Source organism: Marinobacter sp. (assembly GCF_041595835.1).
Lineage (GTDB): Bacteria > Pseudomonadota > Gammaproteobacteria > Pseudomonadales > Oleiphilaceae > Marinobacter.
The window spans coordinates 33,438-50,404 of sequence record NZ_JBFHJO010000008.1; the positions used below are offsets into that span (position 1 = coordinate 33,438).

Genomic DNA, 16,967 nt, shown 5'->3' on the forward strand with positions numbered 1-16,967 from the left:
CCTGGACAGCTGCTATAGTTTGGCCAGAACTCGCACTCGCTGGAGATAGCATGCAGGCCGAACTGCTGGATATCCGAAATCACATTACCCAATACGCACCTTTTGATGAGATGTCAGATGAACTGCTGGATCGCATCGTCACAAGCATTGAGGTGGTCTACTTTCGTGCCGGCACACAAATTGTGGAACTGGGCCAGCAAGCGCACTGCCTGCATTACATTCGCAGCGGCGCTGTCGAGGTTTTCCGCCGCTCCGGTGAATTATACAGCCGGGTAGGTGAGGGAGAGATCTTCGGCCAGTTTGGTCTGATGATGAACAAAAAAGTTCGTTTTCCCGTTAAAGCCATTGAAGACTGCCTGATCTACAAAATTCCCGACGAAGTCTTTCACTACCTTTGGGAGCATGATGAAAACTTCGCGGACTTTGTCGAGATAGAAGACCACAGCCGCCTGCGCTCTGCCGTATCCCGCCGGGAAAAGTCCAATCAACTGATGACCGCTAAAGTTACCCGACTGATCTCCCGGGCACTGGTCTCTGCACCAACCACCGTCAGGCTTCAGGAAGCAGCCAGGATCATGACCGAGCACGGCGTTTCCGCTCTGTTGCTGATGGATGAAAGCGGCGATACTCCAAAACTCCAGGGCATCATCACCGACCGCGATCTGCGCACAAGAGCCATCTGTAACGCATTGGCATCTGAAACCCCGATCAGCGAAATCATGACGGAGGGCTTAATTACTATCAGCGCCCGCTCGTTCATTTTTGAAGCCATGCTCACCATGTTGCACAACAACGTTCACCATCTTCCGGTGATGGACGGTGATGAAGTACGTGGCGTAGTGGCACTCTCTGATATCGTCAAATACGAAAGCCAAAGCAGCCTGTATCTGGTGAGCAACATTTACCACCAGCAAGATATAAAGGGCCTGAAGCGAATCAGCCTGGACGTCCGGGACAGCTTCGTCCGCATGGTCAATGAAGATGCCAATTCTCACATGGTAGGCAGTGCCATGGCGGGTATTGGCCGAAGCTTCAGCCAGCGCCTGCTGGAACTCGGCGAAGAAAAACTTGGTCCACCACCTGTTCCATACTGCTACATGGCACTTGGCTCCATGGCCCGGGACGAACAACTGGTAGTGACTGACCAGGATAACGCCCTGATTCTGGACGACAGCTTCATTCCCGAAGAACATGATGAATACTTCCTGGCCCTTGCCAGATTTGTCTCAGACGGGCTCGCTGAGTGCGGTTACACTTACTGCACGGGCGACATCATGGCTACCAACCCCAGATGGCGCCAACCCCTTCGTGTCTGGAAGCAATACTTCACCGAATGGATTGATAATCCCAATGCTCAGACCCTGCTGAACAGCAATATTTTCTTCGATCTGGATGGCATCTATGGTGAAACCGACTTTGCCGAACAGCTGAAAACATTAGTCGCCGAGAAAGCCTCTAACAGCCAGCGGTTCCTCACCCTGCTCGCCCGAAACGCCCTGAACCGTACACCACCACTGGGCTTCTTCCGCACTTTCGTACTGGAAGAGGACGGTAAACATCAGAAAACCTTCAACCTGAAACGCCGGGGCACCGCACCTCTATCAGACCTGATCCGCGTTCATGCACTGGCCTGCGGCTCCCGCTCCCAAAACTCATTTGAACGCCTGAAAGACATCGCCAACACCAAACTCTTGGTAGACGACGACGCGGGAAACCTACGGGATGCTCTGGAATTCATCTCCATCGTTCGTGTTCGCCACCAGGCTCTGGCCATCGAAGAAGGCCGGGAACCCGACAACAACGTTCGCCCGGAAGACCTGTCGCCTTTCGAGCGCAGTCACCTGAAAGACGCCTTCCAGATCGTCAGCAACGCACAGAAATTCCTGAGATTCCGCTACAACGCAGGGACCGCAAGGAATGCCTAACACCATTAAAAGCAGAAACGATGGCCAGAATTGGCCGGAAAATTACCGGAAACAGGCACAAACGGCACGGGACCCGAGAATCCAGGCTTTCTACGAAGCCGGTTGTCCCAGTCCAGACACACCCATGCGGGATGTGCCCATGGTGGCTCTGGACTTTGAAACCACCGGGCTGGATGTCAGCCAGCACTCGATTGTCAGCATTGGGCTAGTCCCGTTTACACTTGATGGCATACAGCTTGGCAAAGCCTGGCACCAGATCGTGCGCCCAAAGCTGCCGCTTCACCAAAAATCCATCACCATCCATGGCATTACCCACGCCGAAATTGACGACGCCCCCGATCTCGAAGACGTGCTCGACACACTCTTCGAACGCCTTACCGGGCGCATTCCTGTGGTTCACTACCGCAACATCGAACGACCGTTCCTCAACGCGGCTCTGCAGTGGCGGCTGAACGAAGTGGTTCGTTTCCCGGTCATCGACACCATGGCTATCGAAGCCCATCTCCATCCCAACCGGAGACCCACTCGCTGGCAGCAACTTGTCGGTAAAAAACCCATCTCGATCCGCCTGGCGGACAGCCGCATTCGCTACGGATTACCCCACTACGCCGGACATAATGCCTTAATCGATGCCATTGCCACTGCCGAACTGCTGCAGGCGCAAATAGCCTACCACTTCAGCCCGGATACACCCATCGGCGATTTGTGGGTATAAAGGGCCATAGCCCAAGCCCGTCGCACCAGATAGAATGAGGCCAAATCAACCGAAGAGCCAAAAGTGACCGAGCCAATCATCAAAACAACCCCTCTGGACGCCTTTAAACGCGCCCGTCGAATGTGGTTAAAAGGGGAAAAGATCAGTCTGGCTGCCCTCGCGGACGACCTGGGCATTAGCCGTGCCACCCTGTTCCGGTGGGTTGGCACCCGAGATCTGCTGATCGGAGAAATCCTCTGGTCTCTTTACGAGCCGCTTTACAAAGAAGCACGCGACATTACTCCCGGCCATGGTGTTGACTACGTTGTTGGCGTTTTTCGCCATATCAACACCACCATCCTGCACTTTTCGCCACTGCGAAAGTTCCTGCATCAAGACCCGGAATACGCGCTGAAAATGCTGACGTCCTCCCACTCGACTCTGCATGCCCGTACCGTTGAAGTAAATACCCGCTTACTTAAAGATGAAGTTCGTACCGGGCACCTTAGCCCGCCTATGAACATTCAGAGCCTGTCTTACTTCATGGTTCGTATTGCAGAGTCCTGTCTGTACAGCGACATTATTGGCGGCCGGGAACCCAGGGAAGAGGAGCTTGAAGACGCCTGCACGGCTGTGCGAATACTGCTCGGCGGCAAGGTTTAATCCAGCCAGGATGACGACGAAAATGAGCCTGGTGAGTACTGATATTCAGACAAAAAACCCGGCACTGATGACAGCGCCGGGTTTTCTGCTACTTGAATTTGCTTTCTGATCATCCGATCAGGTTATAAACAAATACAATCACAACGGCTACCGGTGTGACATACCGGATCAAGTTAAACCAAAGCGTGAACGCACGACCATCCATTGCCAGATCGGCTTTCAGAGACTCCTTAGCGACAAACCAGCCCACAAACAGGGCTGTCAGCAGCCCGGATAGCGGCAGCATAATATTTGCGGTGAAGTAGTCCAGCAGATCAAAAATGGTCTTACCTTCAAAGGCTGAAAACATGCCCAGCGGCGTCACGTCAGACCATAGGTTCAGAGACAGGATTGACACAATTCCGAGCGCCCAGCAAAAACCACCGGCAAAAATGGCACTACCTGTACGGGACATGCTGGTTCTCTCTTCCACCCACTCAACCACCGGCTCCAAAAGGGAGATGCCGGAAGTCCAGGCAGCAAACAGCAGCAGAACAAAGAACAGGGTACCAAACAGGTCACCCATCGGCATATGGCCAAACGCCAAAGGCAAAGTAACAAAGATCAGGCCCGGACCTTCACTCGCTTCCAGCCCGTTCGCAAAGACAATCGGGAAGATAGCAAGGCCAGCCATCAGCGCAACCACCGTATCCATCAGGGCAACGCTCACGGCGGTACGGCCGATATGGACATCACGGCTCAGGTAAGACCCGTAAGCCATCATAATGACCATACCCAAACTCAGAGTGAAGAACGCATGGCCCAGGGCAACAAGAACGCCTTTCATCGTCAGCGCGCTAAAGTTCGGAGTGAACAGGAAACTGACAGCCTCTCCGAAGTGGCCTGTTGTTGTGGCATAACCCACAACAACTAACAGCAGGATGAACAGTGCAGGCATCAGGATAGTTACCGCCCTCTCAAGCCCGCCTTTCAGGCCTTGAGACACCACCAGCACGACCAACACCATAAACAATGTGTGCCAAGCCAGAAGCTTTTCCGGGCTAGCCAGCAAACCAGAAAACAAAGCGCCGACGGAATCCCCGGTCGCCCCTGCAAAATCACCCATGGCAGCATGGCCGATATAGGACGCGGCCCAGCCACCAATCACTGAATAAAACGAAAGAATGATGAACGCAGCAAGCATGCCGACAATCGCAGAAATACGCCAGGCCGGAGAAGCCAGGTTGCGTTCGGCAACCAGCCGGAAACTGCTGATTGGGTTATGGCGGCCATTCCGGCCAATGAACACTTCCGCCATCATGATAGGAACACCGATAATGGCAATACAAAGCAGATAAACCAGAACAAAGGCACCGCCACCGTTCTCGCCGGTTACATACGGGAACTTCCAGACGTTACCTAAACCAACGGCAGACCCGGTAGCCGCCAGAATAAATGCAAGTCTGGACGACCAGAGCCCACGAACGCCGGAGTCACTGGCTGATGGAGAGTTAGACTGTGTCATGTGTTTTCTTCCTGTGCTTTTGGCTGAGGAAACTGCGAATCTTGCGCGCCGGAATAAATGCTCCGAGCAGTTGGGGCGGGATTCTGCCAGCACTGGCAATGGGATGCCAGTGCTGGCACGCTATTCAAGAGAGGAACACAGGGCCATTTTCGGCCCAACTCACCACCATTTAACGGTTTTTCTTGATAAATCTTGTGATCAGGTCTTTCAACCCGCGGGACATAGTACTGAGTTTCTCACTGCTGCTGCGAGCTGCCTCAGCCTGTTCATCACTTTGATCCGCCAGGCCGGCAATGTTCACGATTTGCTGATTAATCTCCTCCGAAACCTGACTCTGCTCCTCAAACGCTGCGGACATAGTGATGAAACTGTCAGAAATAGCATCCACAGAACCGACAATCGCATTTAGCGATTCGGCTGCACCTTTTACCCTGGCCAGCCCCTCACCAGCAATCGTTTCACCCGAGTGGACCGCTTCGATGGTTTCATCTACCTGGGTTTTGAAGCCTTCAATCACTTCATGGATTTTCACCGTAGATTCCCGGGTACGCTGGGCCAATGAGCGCACTTCATCCGCAACCACAGCAAAGCCACGCCCTTGCTCACCAGCCCGGGCAGCTTCAATTGCTGCGTTCAGTGCCAGCAGATTGGTCTGGTCAGCAATATCCGAGATCAGATCGGCGGCCTCACCTATAGTGCGGGTGGATTCACCCAACCGGGTAACAGACTCTCCTATGCTGCTGACCCGCTCAACCAGCTGTTCTATAGCCACCAAAGCTTCACCACTACGGGCACTGCCGTCATGGGCCAGGCGATTTGCCTGTTCTGCCTCCTGAGCGTTCTCAGCAACCGCCGAGGTGACTTCCTGAATAGACGCCGTCATCTCATTGATCGCCGATGCGGTCTGATCCGTTTCAGCCCTCTGGCGCGCAATAGCAGCAGCGCCCTCCACGATGTATTTATGAGAGTCTTGCGCCTGAGCATCCAGAGCTTCAGCCTGATCATCTATTCTTGCCAGCGCCGTTCGCACGCGCGCGTCTTCGCTGATTAACACCAACCCAAGCCGGGACAACAAGCCCTGTTCATCACTGTATGTTCGGGCAATTAACGGATCCCGGAACGCATCAGGACAAAGTCCCAGCAAATTATTCAACCGTTTGCTCAATGAGCCGAACACAAGCACCATAGCCAGAACGTGACCACCCACTGCGACCGCAGCAGCCCATGCCGGCGTTGTATATTCCAGAGCCGCCAGCGTCAGCACCAAAGACACTATAATGGGCCAGCCAGACCGTGTAATAGAGGCGATTCGGCCACCTAACAACGATGGAAGGTGGCCTTCCGACAGCCTGGCATAGAGACGGTCCGCACGGGCGATCTGCTCGCGAGTTGCCGCGATACGCACAGACTCATAGCCAACCATCTGGTCGCTCTCCCAGATTGGCGTCACATAGGCGCTGACCCAGTAATGATCACCGGATTTCGTCCGGTTCTTAACCAGACCCATCCAGGGTTTACCCGCCTTGAGATAGTCCCACATACTGGCGAACGTTGCCTGAGGCATATCCGGGTGGCGAACCAGATTATGTGCCTGGCCGATCAACTCTTCACGGGTGTACCCGCTGATGGTCTCAAAATCATCATTACAGTAGGTGATTACACCTTTGAGAGTCGTCGTACTGATCAGCCGCATGCCTGCAGGTATCTGTATTTCCCGCTGGGTGACGGGGAGATTCTTACGCATGAAAAAGAGTGTCCCGTAGTCTTTGATAGATGGCCCAATGCCTGAATCAAATGATGATTTCTAGATATAGATCAAGAATACGCCGTTTAGTCGCGTTGACAAAGCGTATCGGCGACGGAAAAAAAGTCTTTAGCTTTCGAAAGCTATCTGGCGAGATTAAGTCTGGCCCGGGGATGGAACCTGGCATTCACCCACAGCGAGAATGCAATCACAGCACCACCCAGTGCCAGTCGGGTGAGATCGGCATCCCGGTTCCAGATCAGCAGATTGACCAACAGACCGGCCGGCACCAAAGCATTATTCATGACCGCTAACGTACCAGCATCAACCTCACAGGCGCCGCGATTCCAGAGATACAGGCCTAAACCGGATGCCGCCAGCCCCAGCCAGGCAAGGATGCCCCACTGCAATGCCGTCGCTGGCAACTTGTCCGGGTTGCCGAAAATCAAAAATGAAGGGAGTGCCACGACCAGCGCCCCAAAGAAGAAATAACCAAAGGTTCGATACCCCGGGATATCCAATGGATAGCGACGCATTACATGCTTGTAGCCCACCTGACCAGCAGCAAAGGTCATGTTTGCTACCTGTAGCAGTATAAAGCCGGTGAGGAACCCCTCACTCAGTCCGTCGTAGCGAATGATGCCAGCACCCAGAGTTGCAATAACTGCGGCCAGCAGAGCAACAGGAGAAAAGCGACGGAACAGCGCATCATCTATCAGGGTCACGTATAAGGGAGTGAAGATCGTGAACAGTAACACCTCGGGCACGGTGAGGTAGGCAAAAGAGCGATACAGGCAAAGGTAAGTAATACCAAACTGCAGCATGCCAGTGGCCATGATGCGCAGCTTTACCCCATTCGGTACACCGCGCCACTTGGTAAACGGTAGAAACACCAGGGCTGCCAATAAGACGCGGGTCAGCACCGCGAAGTCGCTGTCTACTCGCCCGGCAAGAAACTCACCAATCAGGCTGAACGACACTGCCCACAGAACCGTCACCAGAATCAAAAACGCCATACCACAACACCTGAAAATATCCGGGCCGTTACTTTACTCGTTTTGGGCGGCCAGCGCAGCGACTTCGCGGTGCAAACCCCTATAAACAGCTATCTACCGTATGAAGTAAGATTGCCTGCTGAAAACAACCTCAAGTACCAGACACCTTCAGCCAAAGCCCTGAACTCCATGGATGAAACACACCAGCCGTTACCCGAAGTGCAGAAATCCCTGGTAAGCCGCACTCTGACCGAATGGAAAACCCTGGCAATTCTGGGCGGGCCCATTCTGATTGCTCAGTTGGCTCAAATGGCGAACGGCGTTATTGACACCGTTATGGCGGGTCACTCCAGCGCGAAAGACCTGGCGGCAGTTGGCATCGGCAGTAGCTTGTGGATGCCGCTCTTTCTGTTTTTTATGGGCATACTGAGCGCTCTTCAGCCCATTATTTCCGGTTATAACGGCGCACGCACCCTCCATAAAATCATGCCTTCAACCTGGCAAGGCGTTTATATAGCCGCCGCAGGCGCGGTGGTTATGGTGTTATTGCTGACCAACATTCATCCAGTGTTATCCCTCCTCAGGATGGAACCCAATACTGCAACCATTACTCAGGGCTATCTGAGTGCATTCGCCTGGGGCATTCCCGCCATGCTGCTGATGAATGCTCTACGGGGTCTCACCGATGGTTTGGGACACACCCGGGTGATCATGATGTTTTCACTGCTCAGTACCCTGTTCAACCTTCCGCTCAACTACATCTTCATTTACGGCAAGCTTGGGCTGCCGGCCATGGGCGGTATTGGTTGTGGCTGGGCGACCTCGTTATCCAACAGTATTGCAGCCATAGCCCTTCTGGTTTACCTGCACCGTAGCCGTACTTTCAGGCAATTCCAGCTGTTAGCCGAATGGGTCAAACCCAATCTGGCGGGCATTTACTACATTCTTCAACTCGGTATACCCATCGGCTTTACCATTTTCGTAGAATCCAGCATGTTTGCGGTGATCGCCTTATTTCTGGCGCCCCTGGGGCCCGTAACTGTAGCTGGCCACCAGATTGCCCTGAATGTCGTATCTCTACTGTTCATGCTGCCACTTAGTATTGGACTGGCCTTGACATTACGGGTCAGCTTTCTGGTGGGAGCCAACGCGCCCGATACCGCCCGGCTGATTTCCCGCAGCTCATTATTGCTTGCGTCTGCCATCGCTCTGATTTATGCAACGCTGCTGTTCGTGTTTTCCGGCAAGATTGCGGCTCTGTACACCGCCGACCCGGGTGTACGTGCGGTCACTGTTCGGCTGCTCTCATTTGCGGCCATGTTTCAGATTGCTGATGTCATTCAGGTTACCTGCATCAGTGCCCTTCGGGGTTACAAAGACACCCGCATCCCTATGCTCATCATGTTATTTTCATTTTGGGTTGTGGGGCTGCCGCTAGGCTATGTTTTGACATTTACCAACGTGGCTGGGCCAGCACTGGGCGCGGCCGGCTTTTGGGTAGGACTGACGGCAGGGCTCATCTCCGCCAGTTTGTCTTTGGGTTGGAGGCTATTCCGCTACCAGCCTCAACAAATAGCCACATCATAGATTCACACCGTTCAGGCCAGCGATACGCAGCCCTGATCTGTTACCTCCGCAAACACAACCTGATCCCGGCCCGATTTCTTGGCTTTATAGAGCGCCTGATCCGCCCTCGCCAGCCAACTTGTCACACTCTCACCATGACACAACATCGCCACGCCAAATGAAGAGGTAACGCGCCCTCCCGGTGATTTAAGCCGTTTCCGAAGCTCTTTCTGAAGGTTGTACACGACCATTTTCAGACCTTCACCATCCACCCCCGGGAGCAACAATACGAATTCTTCCCCCCCAAAACGAAATAACTGGTCAGATAGACGAGTGTAATCCTCGATCAGCCCAACCAGATCTCTCAAAACCTTATCGCCAACCCCATGACCGTATACATCATTGATCTCTTTAAAATGATCAAGATCCAGCATTATCAGAGCATAAGGCAACCCCGTTCGCTCAGCATTCGCCGCAGCCTGGTCCAACTCCTCATCCATGGAGCGCCGGTTCTTCACACCCGTCAGCGGGTCTATGGTTGCCAGGTGTTCCAGCCTCTCCCGCTGGTCCTTATTGCGCCGTGCAAATACATAAGAACAGGCACTGACAATGGTGGCACTTATTACAAAGGTCCACATTTGCACAGACGAACTATAGGCCGACTCAATCGTCATCATGATCAGGACCGAGCTCAAATTCAGAATAGCGGCCACTTGGCTGGGAGCCAGAAAAAAGGTTGTTACCAGACAGGGGTATAGCCAGAACAGACCTTCTTCACCGATAGCCATCGCCACCACAACGGCCCCGGAGCAACTCACAAACGCCAGAAACATACCGGAGCGGTAGGTGTCACCCGTCACCCAGGCATAAACAAGGCTAGACGCAACAGCACTCAGAATACCGAAATCAATAAACCCCGCGACCATATTACCGTCAAGAAATCGCATGATCGCAAAAGGGGTAATTCCAATGATCGCACTGACAGAGAGGAGAGTAACTATCGATAACCGGAAGTCATTTTTCAGGCGATATAACATACAGCACGTGTGTCCGACAAGAGTCAATATTTGAGCTCAAGAATAGCGCATGCATCTGAATGGTTCGCTAACCGGCTACGATTCTTAACAAAACAGCATGGGGAGAAACAATTTTGCGACCCCCTTCACAGAACATCCACCCTACACTCTATACTCAGAAGTCATAAAACCAGAAGATGGACTCACAGCGTCAATCGCTGCATTCAGGAACCCGAATTGTGTCCGATTTAATTCGCATTGCACCTGGAGCACTAACCATTGGCAAACCACTGCCCTGGGATGTATTCGACTCCGATGGCAACGTACTGTTGCGGCAGGGCTATGTGATCCAGAGCGACTACCAGCTGGATCGTTTATATGAGCGGGGCCAGTTCAAACCACGGGCCATAGACCGTCTCAAGGAGCCGCCCACAGAGGAACTGCACACCTGCAACCCGTTTTCCGAATACGCGGATTTGCTGGCAACGCTCGAAGCCACACTGGATGCCATTACATCCCAAGAGGCTACCGCACAGCGGCGACTGCTGGACCTGTCGCGCTTACTTGAGCGCATCTGTGATCAGGCACCGGATGCAACCCTGGCGCTGGTTCACCTTTACTCTATTAACCCCAACATTTACGAACAAATCCTGTTTTATGGCATTCTTTGCCATCTCACCGCAAAACAGTTCGGGCTAGAACATAAACGCACAACCGTTCTTACAGCCGCGGCCCTGACCGCAAACCTGGCGCTTGTCCCGGTTGCCGACCAGTTAAACGCCTCGAATCATGTTCTGACCACCGAACAGCGGGCCGTTATACGGAAACACCCCCAGCGTTCACTTCAGGCATTAGAAGCAGCGGGCATTTCCAATACATTCCTGATGCGTACTATTGCCCAGCACCACGAGCAGTACGATGGCTCGGGGTATCCCGAAGGGTTGGTGGGTGCCGATATTTTACCAGAAGCCGAAATCCTCGCCTTATCAGAACGTTATGTCGCCATGATCACGAAGCGGGCCTATCGAAGCAGAATGACGATTACCGACGCCCGAAAACTGCTCTCCGTTTTGGGTAACAGTCAATTTCGACCCGCTGTTCCTCAGGCACTTCTGGCCGTCTTGAGCAGCTATCCACCAGGGGTTCTGGTGCGCTTGGCTAACAATGAAGTCGGGGTAGTTACCAAACGCGCCTCCGGGCCCCGTGGACCAATAGTAAAAGCAATCATTGACGCCCAAGACAACCATTACAATGGCGTTTTCGAGCGTGATACCAACAACCCCGAATACGCAATCGCCCAGTTAGAAGAGCCGGAGATTATGCCATCCATGGACTTCAGTCTTATCTGGGAATTCCGAGACTGAACATCCCCGGCACCAGCCAATTCAGTCATCTGCGCTGGCAAAGCGCTGTCGCTCCATGGTCTGCCCAGCTTTTGCCAACTGAGATAAAATCGCCGTACGGGTGACAACGCCCACCAGCTTTCCATGCTCAACTACCGGGTACATTTTCGGCTTGCCTGCCCCCAGATTCTGCGCCAGATCGATCACCGACATATCCGGCGATACCGTCACCGGTTGACGGAACATAACATCATCCACGTTGGGCTCTCCTTCACTGTGATAATTACTCACCAGCAGTGCGTGAATGCAATCCTGTTCAGAAATAAACCCCAACACCCGGCGCTGGTCATCCACTACCGGCAAGCCGGTTATATGATGACTCAGCAAAGTGTTCACCACTTGAGTCAACGGGGTTCCACAACGTATCGGTTCAATGTGGTTCCACATCACTTCAGAAATCTTCAGTGAGTGCATCAGCAACTCCTCTGTCTTCAATAATTGGCATCTCTCGCACCATGCCCGGCTACTTTAAACATAGGCAATCAACGCCAAAATAGGAAACGGCGGCAGTTAAACGTTTTACAGGTAGAAATTATCAACTAAACTCAACGAGTTATGCCTTTTCAGGCTTAAGAATCAAAGACCGATCCGTGGCAAACACTGGGAGACTCCATGGAAGCCATCTCAAAATTTGTAGGTGAAATCAATGGGTTAGTGTGGGGACCACCCATGCTGGTAATGATCCTGGGGGTCGGGCTTTTCTTGAGCCTTGGCCTTAAATTGATTCCGATCATGAAACTCGGTGCAGGTTTCCGCCTGATGTGGAGTGGCCGGGCCAGAGGAGGTGATGAAGACGGCGACATCCCCCCCTTCCAGGCCCTGATGACAGCCCTGTCGGCGACCGTTGGTACCGGCAATATTGCTGGTGTCGCAACCGCTGTATTCCTGGGCGGCCCAGGCGCGCTATTCTGGATGTGGCTGACAGCCCTGGTGGGCATGGCCACAAAATATTCAGAAGCCGTCCTGGCCGTTCGCTTCCGCGAAGTCGACGAACGAGGCGCTCATGTTGGCGGCCCGATGTACTACATTCGCAACGGCCTTGGCAAAAAGTGGGCCTGGTTGGGCGTACTGTTCGCCGTATTTGCTTCCGTTGCGGCCTTCGGGATCGGCAACACAGTACAAGCAAACTCCGTGGCTGACGTGTTAGAAGCCAGCTTCAGCATCCCTCACTGGGCAACCGGCCTGGTACTGATGATTCTGGTTGGCATGGTTCTGATTGGAGGTATCCAGCGTATCGGCCAGGTCGCCAGTGCTCTGGTTCCATTTATGGCGGTATCCTATGTAGTAATTGGTCTGACTGTACTGGCCATAAATGCCCATGAGATTCCTGAAGCCTTCAGCCTGATCTTCAGCTATGCCTTCAGCCCCGCCGCTGCCAAAGGCGGGTTCGCTGGCGCTGCCGTGTGGGCCGCAATCCGTTTCGGTGTGGCTCGGGGTATTTTCTCCAACGAGGCTGGTCTGGGCTCTGCCCCCATCGCCCATGCTGCAGCTCAGACCAAAGATCCTGTCCGGCAGGGCATGGTCGCCATGCTGGGCACCTTCATTGATACCATCATCGTGTGTAGCATTACCGGCCTGGTGATCATCACTTCCGGTGTGTGGACCTCTGGAGAAACCGGTGCAGCCTTGACCTCTCTGGCCTTTGAAGTCGGCTTACCGGGCTTTGGTAATTATGTGGTTGCGATTGCTCTGGCCATTTTTGCATTTACCACAATTATCGGATGGTCATTCTACGGTGAACGCAGCATCGAGTTTCTGTTCGGCGTTAAGGCCATCGTGCCTTACCGGGTCATATGGATTGTTGCGATCCCCGTCGGCGCCACCGTGAACCTGGGTTTTATCTGGCTGGTAGCAGACACCCTGAACGCCATGATGGCTCTGCCCAACCTGATTGCTCTGCTGCTGCTTAGCCCGGTGGTCTTCCGGCTTACCAAAGACTACTTTGAAAAACAGAAAGAGCCAGGCATAAAGTGATATGAAGAAAGCTTTTCATCTGTGCACCGTAACATTGCGGTGTGCAGGAAAGCACAAAGTCATTACGCCATAAAAAAAGGACAGGTTTTCGCCTGTCCTTTTTCATTCATGAGGTTATGTGTAGCCGACGATCAGAATGCCGGAACAACCGCGCCCTCATACTTCTCCATAATAAATTCTTTTACTGCTTCAGACTTCAGGGCTGCCGCCAGCTTCTGCATGGACTCACTGTCTTTGTTGTCCGGCCGGGCAACCAGAATGTTCACGTAAGGAGATTCAGAGCCTTCAATTACCATGGCATCCTCTGACGGATTCAGGCCCGCTTCCAGTGCGTAGTTGGTGTTGATCAGCGCCACATCCACCTGGTTCAGGATACGTGGCAAGGTAGCGGCTTCCAGTTCTTTAAAGTCCAGGTTCTTGGGGTTGTCAGCAATATCACGTGGGGTAGCGGTGATTTTACTTTCGTCCTTCAGAGTAATCAGCCCGGCTTTCTGCAACAGCAACAGTGCACGGCCACCGTTGGTGGGATCATTCGGGATCGCGACAACGCCACCGTCCTTCAATTCATCCAGAGATTTGATCTTGGTGGAATAGGCGCCGAAAGGCTCAACATGTACGCCGGTCACAGTAACCAGATTGGTTCCACGACCTTCGTTGAACTCGTCCAGGTACGGCTGGTGCTGGAAGAAGTTAGCGTCCATCCGCTTCTGATCTACCTGGATATTCGGCTGGATATAGTCAGTAAATACTTTCACATCCAGCTCTACACCCTGTTCAGCCAGAGCCGGCTTTACGAATTCCAGCAACTCAGCGTGAGGTACCGGAGTTGCGGCTACTGATAGAGTTTCTGCACTGACTGCAGAGGAGAAGGTTGCTGCGGCAGCCAGAGCCACCAATGTTTTCTTCAGGTTCATTAACCAATACTCCTGCTCGAAATAAAAGAAGATTTCAGAGTTACTTACGACTGAAATACAGCACCAGGCGATCACCCGCCATCTGCAGTAACTGTACGAAAATCACCAACAAAGCGACGGTAATGACCATCACGTCTGTTTGAAAACGCTGGTAACCGAAACGGATTGCCAGATCACCCAGGCCGCCGCCCCCAATAACACCAGACATTGCGGCATAAGAAACCAGCGTGATCGCCGTCACAGTAATACCTGCGATGATGCCCGGAAGTGCTTCTGGCAGCAAGGCACCAAAAACGATCTGGCGTATGCTTGCACCCATCGCCTGCGTCGCTTCGATAATACCCCGGTCTACTTCCCGCAAGGATGTTTCCACCAAGCGGGCAAAAAACGGTGCACCACCCGCTACCAGAGGCGGAATGGCACCGGCCACGCCTAAAGAGGTGCCAATCAACATAACTGTAAACGGAATCATCACGATCAACAGGATAATGAACGGCACGGATCGCAGCACGTTCACGACAAATGACAGTACAGCGTAGGCCATTGGCTGCTCAAGCAGTTGCCGTTTGCCAAACAGGAACAGCAATACACCGATTGGCAAGCCAATCACGACGCTGAACAACAGCGACATGCCTACCATGATCAGAGTATCCCAGCTGGCCACACCGATTTCAGCCCAGTCTACATTGCCCGTCAGGCTTTCCATTAAAGCTTCCATCAGCGCACCACCTCCACATGAACATCAGCGGCTTCCAGTGCCTTCATGGCGACATCAACATCACCGCCAACCAACGAGAGAGTGAGCTGACCATATGGTGTGTCTTTGATGTGATCAATACGGCCAGACAGAATGCTGAAATCAACACCAGACTGCCGGGCTACGCTTCCCAACAAAGGCTTGTAGGTTGACTCACCCTTGAACGTTAAACGCAGGATACGACCATCGGCTTTTTGCAGATTTTCCTGCAGTTCATTCTCGTCGATGCTTTCACTTTCCAGCACAAAATCACGGGTAGTCGGGTGTTTTGGGTGAAGGAATACATCACTCACCGACCCCATTTCCACCACGCGGCCCGCGTCCATAACGGCAACCCGGTCACATACACGGCGCACAACATCCATTTCATGGGTAATCAGCACAATGGTAAGGCCCAGCTCTTTGTTGATATCGCCCAAAAGCCTGAGGACAGACTGGGTGGTTTGTGGGTCCAGTGCACTGGTGGCTTCATCGCACAGCAAAATAGTCGGTCGACAGGCCAAAGCCCGGGCAATACCAACACGCTGCTTCTGACCGCCTGACAGCTGGGAGGGGTACTTATTCGCATGCTCACTCAGGCTAACCCGCGCCAGCAGCTCATCTACCCGAGATCGAATCTCTTCCTTACTGTAAATGCCCGCCAGCTTCATCGGAAAGGCAATGTTGTCAGCAACAGTTTTCGAGGACAGCAAATTAAAATGCTGAAAGATCATTCCAACCTTGCGGCGGAACGCGCGAAGCTCGGCTGACGAATACCCGGTGATATCTTCACCTTCAATAAGGATACGACCGCCAGAAGCGGGTTCCAGTTTGTTGATCAACCGGATGAGGGTGGATTTGCCAGCGCCCGAGTGGCCGACAATGCCAAACACCTCACCGGTTTCAATGGTCATACTGGTAGGATGCAGTGCGGGTATAGCCCGGCCACCTACCTGATACGACTTCTTTACCTCGTCAAATACAATCATGATCAGTGCCTTGGATAAGCGCTTTAATTAAAGCTTCGCGGGGCAATGTGAAAGCCGGCGATTATAGCTTATTCAACGGCCAAACCCGAACCACTGTGCGGGCTGATCAATGTAAAGAGCGCAATTGCCTTGGATAAAGTGCCGCGCTGACCTCTGGCTCCTCCAACAGGTTAGCGAGCTCTTGATCAACATCACTTTCCACACCCTCATCCGGCAAAGGCTCAAACAGAGAGCTCAACCATGCCGCGATGTTGGGCGCATTATCCCGGTCATAATCTGACGACAGCGCCTTTATTCGACGAAAGCCAATAATGCGCTGATGCCGTGGGTCTCGAATCTGCTCAAAACCGCGCCAGTAGATTCGCTCCCGGGTATGCAACTGCACAAACAAGGTGTCGATTGGGCCCTTGTCATCCTCCGGGTTCTCTTCATCACCACCTTGCGCTTCCTGAGCCTGCTCGTCGGTTGCCTTTCGTCGAACGGTGGTCCATGCCGGATACAACACCGCCACAGCATCCGCCTCGACGTGTTCACGGGCAGCTCTCAGAATCAAGCCCCACCGGGCCTTGTCAGCATCAGTTTCCAGAGAGTGAATGGGCAGGTCGTAGCTTTGATCACTGGACAGAACGATTGCCATCATAGGGGCATCTAACTCCCCCATAGCTTCGGCCTGTGCTACGGATACCAGATCGTCGATTGCCATCGATTGGTTCATAAGATGCGTGCCTCTTCGATGCCATCAGAGTGGTCAGGGAACCTGACCTCTGCCATACAGCATAGCCTGTTCACTATAGAAAGATAAACGTGGGGCTAAAGGGCCAGGATCTCAACCCTGCGCCCCAAC

The 16,967-nt window shown here is 53.1% G+C and carries 15 protein-coding genes; 6 read left to right on the forward strand and 9 right to left on the reverse strand.

Going from position 1 to position 16,967, the window contains the following annotated elements; translation table 11 throughout:
* The first annotated feature begins 50 nt into the window (after positions 1-50).
* The 3 genes from ABYA77_RS04985 (at position 51) to ABYA77_RS04995 (ending at position 3,282) form a co-directional block, all read left to right on the forward strand.
* Entirely contained in the window at positions 51-1,925 is a 1,875-nt protein-coding gene (locus ABYA77_RS04985; protein WP_372964844.1) for a putative nucleotidyltransferase substrate binding domain-containing protein, read from the forward strand.
* Entirely contained in the window at positions 1,918-2,640 is a 723-nt protein-coding gene (locus ABYA77_RS04990; RefSeq protein WP_372964845.1) for a 3'-5' exonuclease, read from the forward strand. The genes ABYA77_RS04985 and ABYA77_RS04990 overlap by 8 nt, the downstream gene beginning before the upstream one ends.
* A 63-nt stretch (positions 2,641-2,703) precedes the next feature.
* A complete protein-coding gene (locus ABYA77_RS04995; RefSeq protein ID WP_372964846.1) occupies positions 2,704-3,282 on the forward strand; it encodes a QsdR family transcriptional regulator in 579 nt (192 codons plus the stop codon).
* Between the two features lie 109 nt (positions 3,283-3,391).
* On the opposite strand, the gene ABYA77_RS05000 is transcribed toward ABYA77_RS04995, so the two are convergent.
* The 3 genes from ABYA77_RS05000 to ABYA77_RS05010 form a co-directional block, all read right to left on the reverse strand.
* Complete coding sequence (locus ABYA77_RS05000) at positions 3,392-4,786, reverse strand: sodium-dependent transporter (protein WP_372964847.1); 1,395 nt, start codon at positions 4,784-4,786, stop codon at positions 3,392-3,394.
* A gap of 169 nt (positions 4,787-4,955) precedes the next feature.
* Complete coding sequence (locus ABYA77_RS05005; RefSeq protein WP_372964848.1) at positions 4,956-6,530, reverse strand: PAS domain-containing methyl-accepting chemotaxis protein; 1,575 nt, start codon at positions 6,528-6,530, stop codon at positions 4,956-4,958.
* Between the two features lie 143 nt (positions 6,531-6,673).
* A complete protein-coding gene (locus ABYA77_RS05010; protein WP_372964849.1) occupies positions 6,674-7,546 on the reverse strand; it encodes a carboxylate/amino acid/amine transporter in 873 nt (290 codons plus the stop codon).
* A gap of 168 nt (positions 7,547-7,714) precedes the next feature.
* Between ABYA77_RS05010 and ABYA77_RS05015 the strand changes: the two genes are divergently transcribed.
* Positions 7,715-9,112 carry an MATE family efflux transporter gene (locus ABYA77_RS05015; protein ID WP_372964893.1) on the forward strand — a complete coding sequence of 466 codons (1,398 nt, stop codon included), beginning with the start codon at positions 7,715-7,717 and terminating at the stop codon, positions 9,110-9,112.
* Positions 9,113-9,123: 11 nt separating this feature from the next.
* Here ABYA77_RS05015 and ABYA77_RS05020 read toward each other — a convergent pair whose 3' ends face one another.
* Positions 9,124-10,128 carry a GGDEF domain-containing protein gene (locus ABYA77_RS05020; protein WP_372964850.1) on the reverse strand — a complete coding sequence of 335 codons (1,005 nt, stop codon included), beginning with the start codon at positions 10,126-10,128 and terminating at the stop codon, positions 9,124-9,126.
* A gap of 218 nt (positions 10,129-10,346) precedes the next feature.
* Between ABYA77_RS05020 and ABYA77_RS05025 the strand changes: the two genes are divergently transcribed.
* Positions 10,347-11,471, forward strand: coding sequence for an HD-GYP domain-containing protein (locus ABYA77_RS05025; protein WP_372964851.1), 1,125 nt, complete (start codon positions 10,347-10,349; stop codon positions 11,469-11,471).
* A gap of 21 nt (positions 11,472-11,492) precedes the next feature.
* Here ABYA77_RS05025 and ABYA77_RS05030 read toward each other — a convergent pair whose 3' ends face one another.
* On the reverse strand, positions 11,493-11,924 hold the full coding sequence (locus tag ABYA77_RS05030; RefSeq protein ID WP_372964852.1) for a CBS domain-containing protein: 432 nt from the start codon (positions 11,922-11,924) through the stop codon (positions 11,493-11,495).
* 198 nt (positions 11,925-12,122) lie between these two features.
* Here ABYA77_RS05030 and ABYA77_RS05035 point away from each other — a divergent pair, with 198 nt between their 5' ends.
* On the forward strand, positions 12,123-13,484 hold the full coding sequence (locus tag ABYA77_RS05035) for an alanine/glycine:cation symporter family protein (RefSeq protein WP_372964853.1): 1,362 nt from the start codon (positions 12,123-12,125) through the stop codon (positions 13,482-13,484).
* Between the two features lie 131 nt (positions 13,485-13,615).
* Here ABYA77_RS05035 and ABYA77_RS05040 read toward each other — a convergent pair whose 3' ends face one another.
* The 4 genes from ABYA77_RS05040 to ABYA77_RS05055 all read right to left on the reverse strand — a co-directional run bounded on the left by ABYA77_RS05040 (position 13,616) and on the right by ABYA77_RS05055 (position 16,838).
* Complete coding sequence (locus tag ABYA77_RS05040) at positions 13,616-14,398, reverse strand: MetQ/NlpA family ABC transporter substrate-binding protein (protein WP_372964854.1); 783 nt, start codon at positions 14,396-14,398, stop codon at positions 13,616-13,618.
* Positions 14,399-14,438: 40 nt separating this feature from the next.
* Positions 14,439-15,116, reverse strand: coding sequence for a methionine ABC transporter permease (locus ABYA77_RS05045; RefSeq protein WP_372964855.1), 678 nt, complete (start codon positions 15,114-15,116; stop codon positions 14,439-14,441).
* Entirely contained in the window at positions 15,116-16,123 is a 1,008-nt protein-coding gene (locus ABYA77_RS05050; protein WP_372964856.1) for a methionine ABC transporter ATP-binding protein, read from the reverse strand. Before ABYA77_RS05050 ends, ABYA77_RS05045 begins: the two co-directional genes overlap by 1 nt.
* 106 nt (positions 16,124-16,229) lie before the next feature.
* The gene (locus tag ABYA77_RS05055) at positions 16,230-16,838 is read right to left on the reverse strand and encodes a hypothetical protein (protein WP_372964857.1); all 609 of its coding nucleotides are present in this window, start codon (positions 16,836-16,838) and stop codon (positions 16,230-16,232) included.
* Between the last annotated feature and the right edge of the window lie 129 nt (positions 16,839-16,967).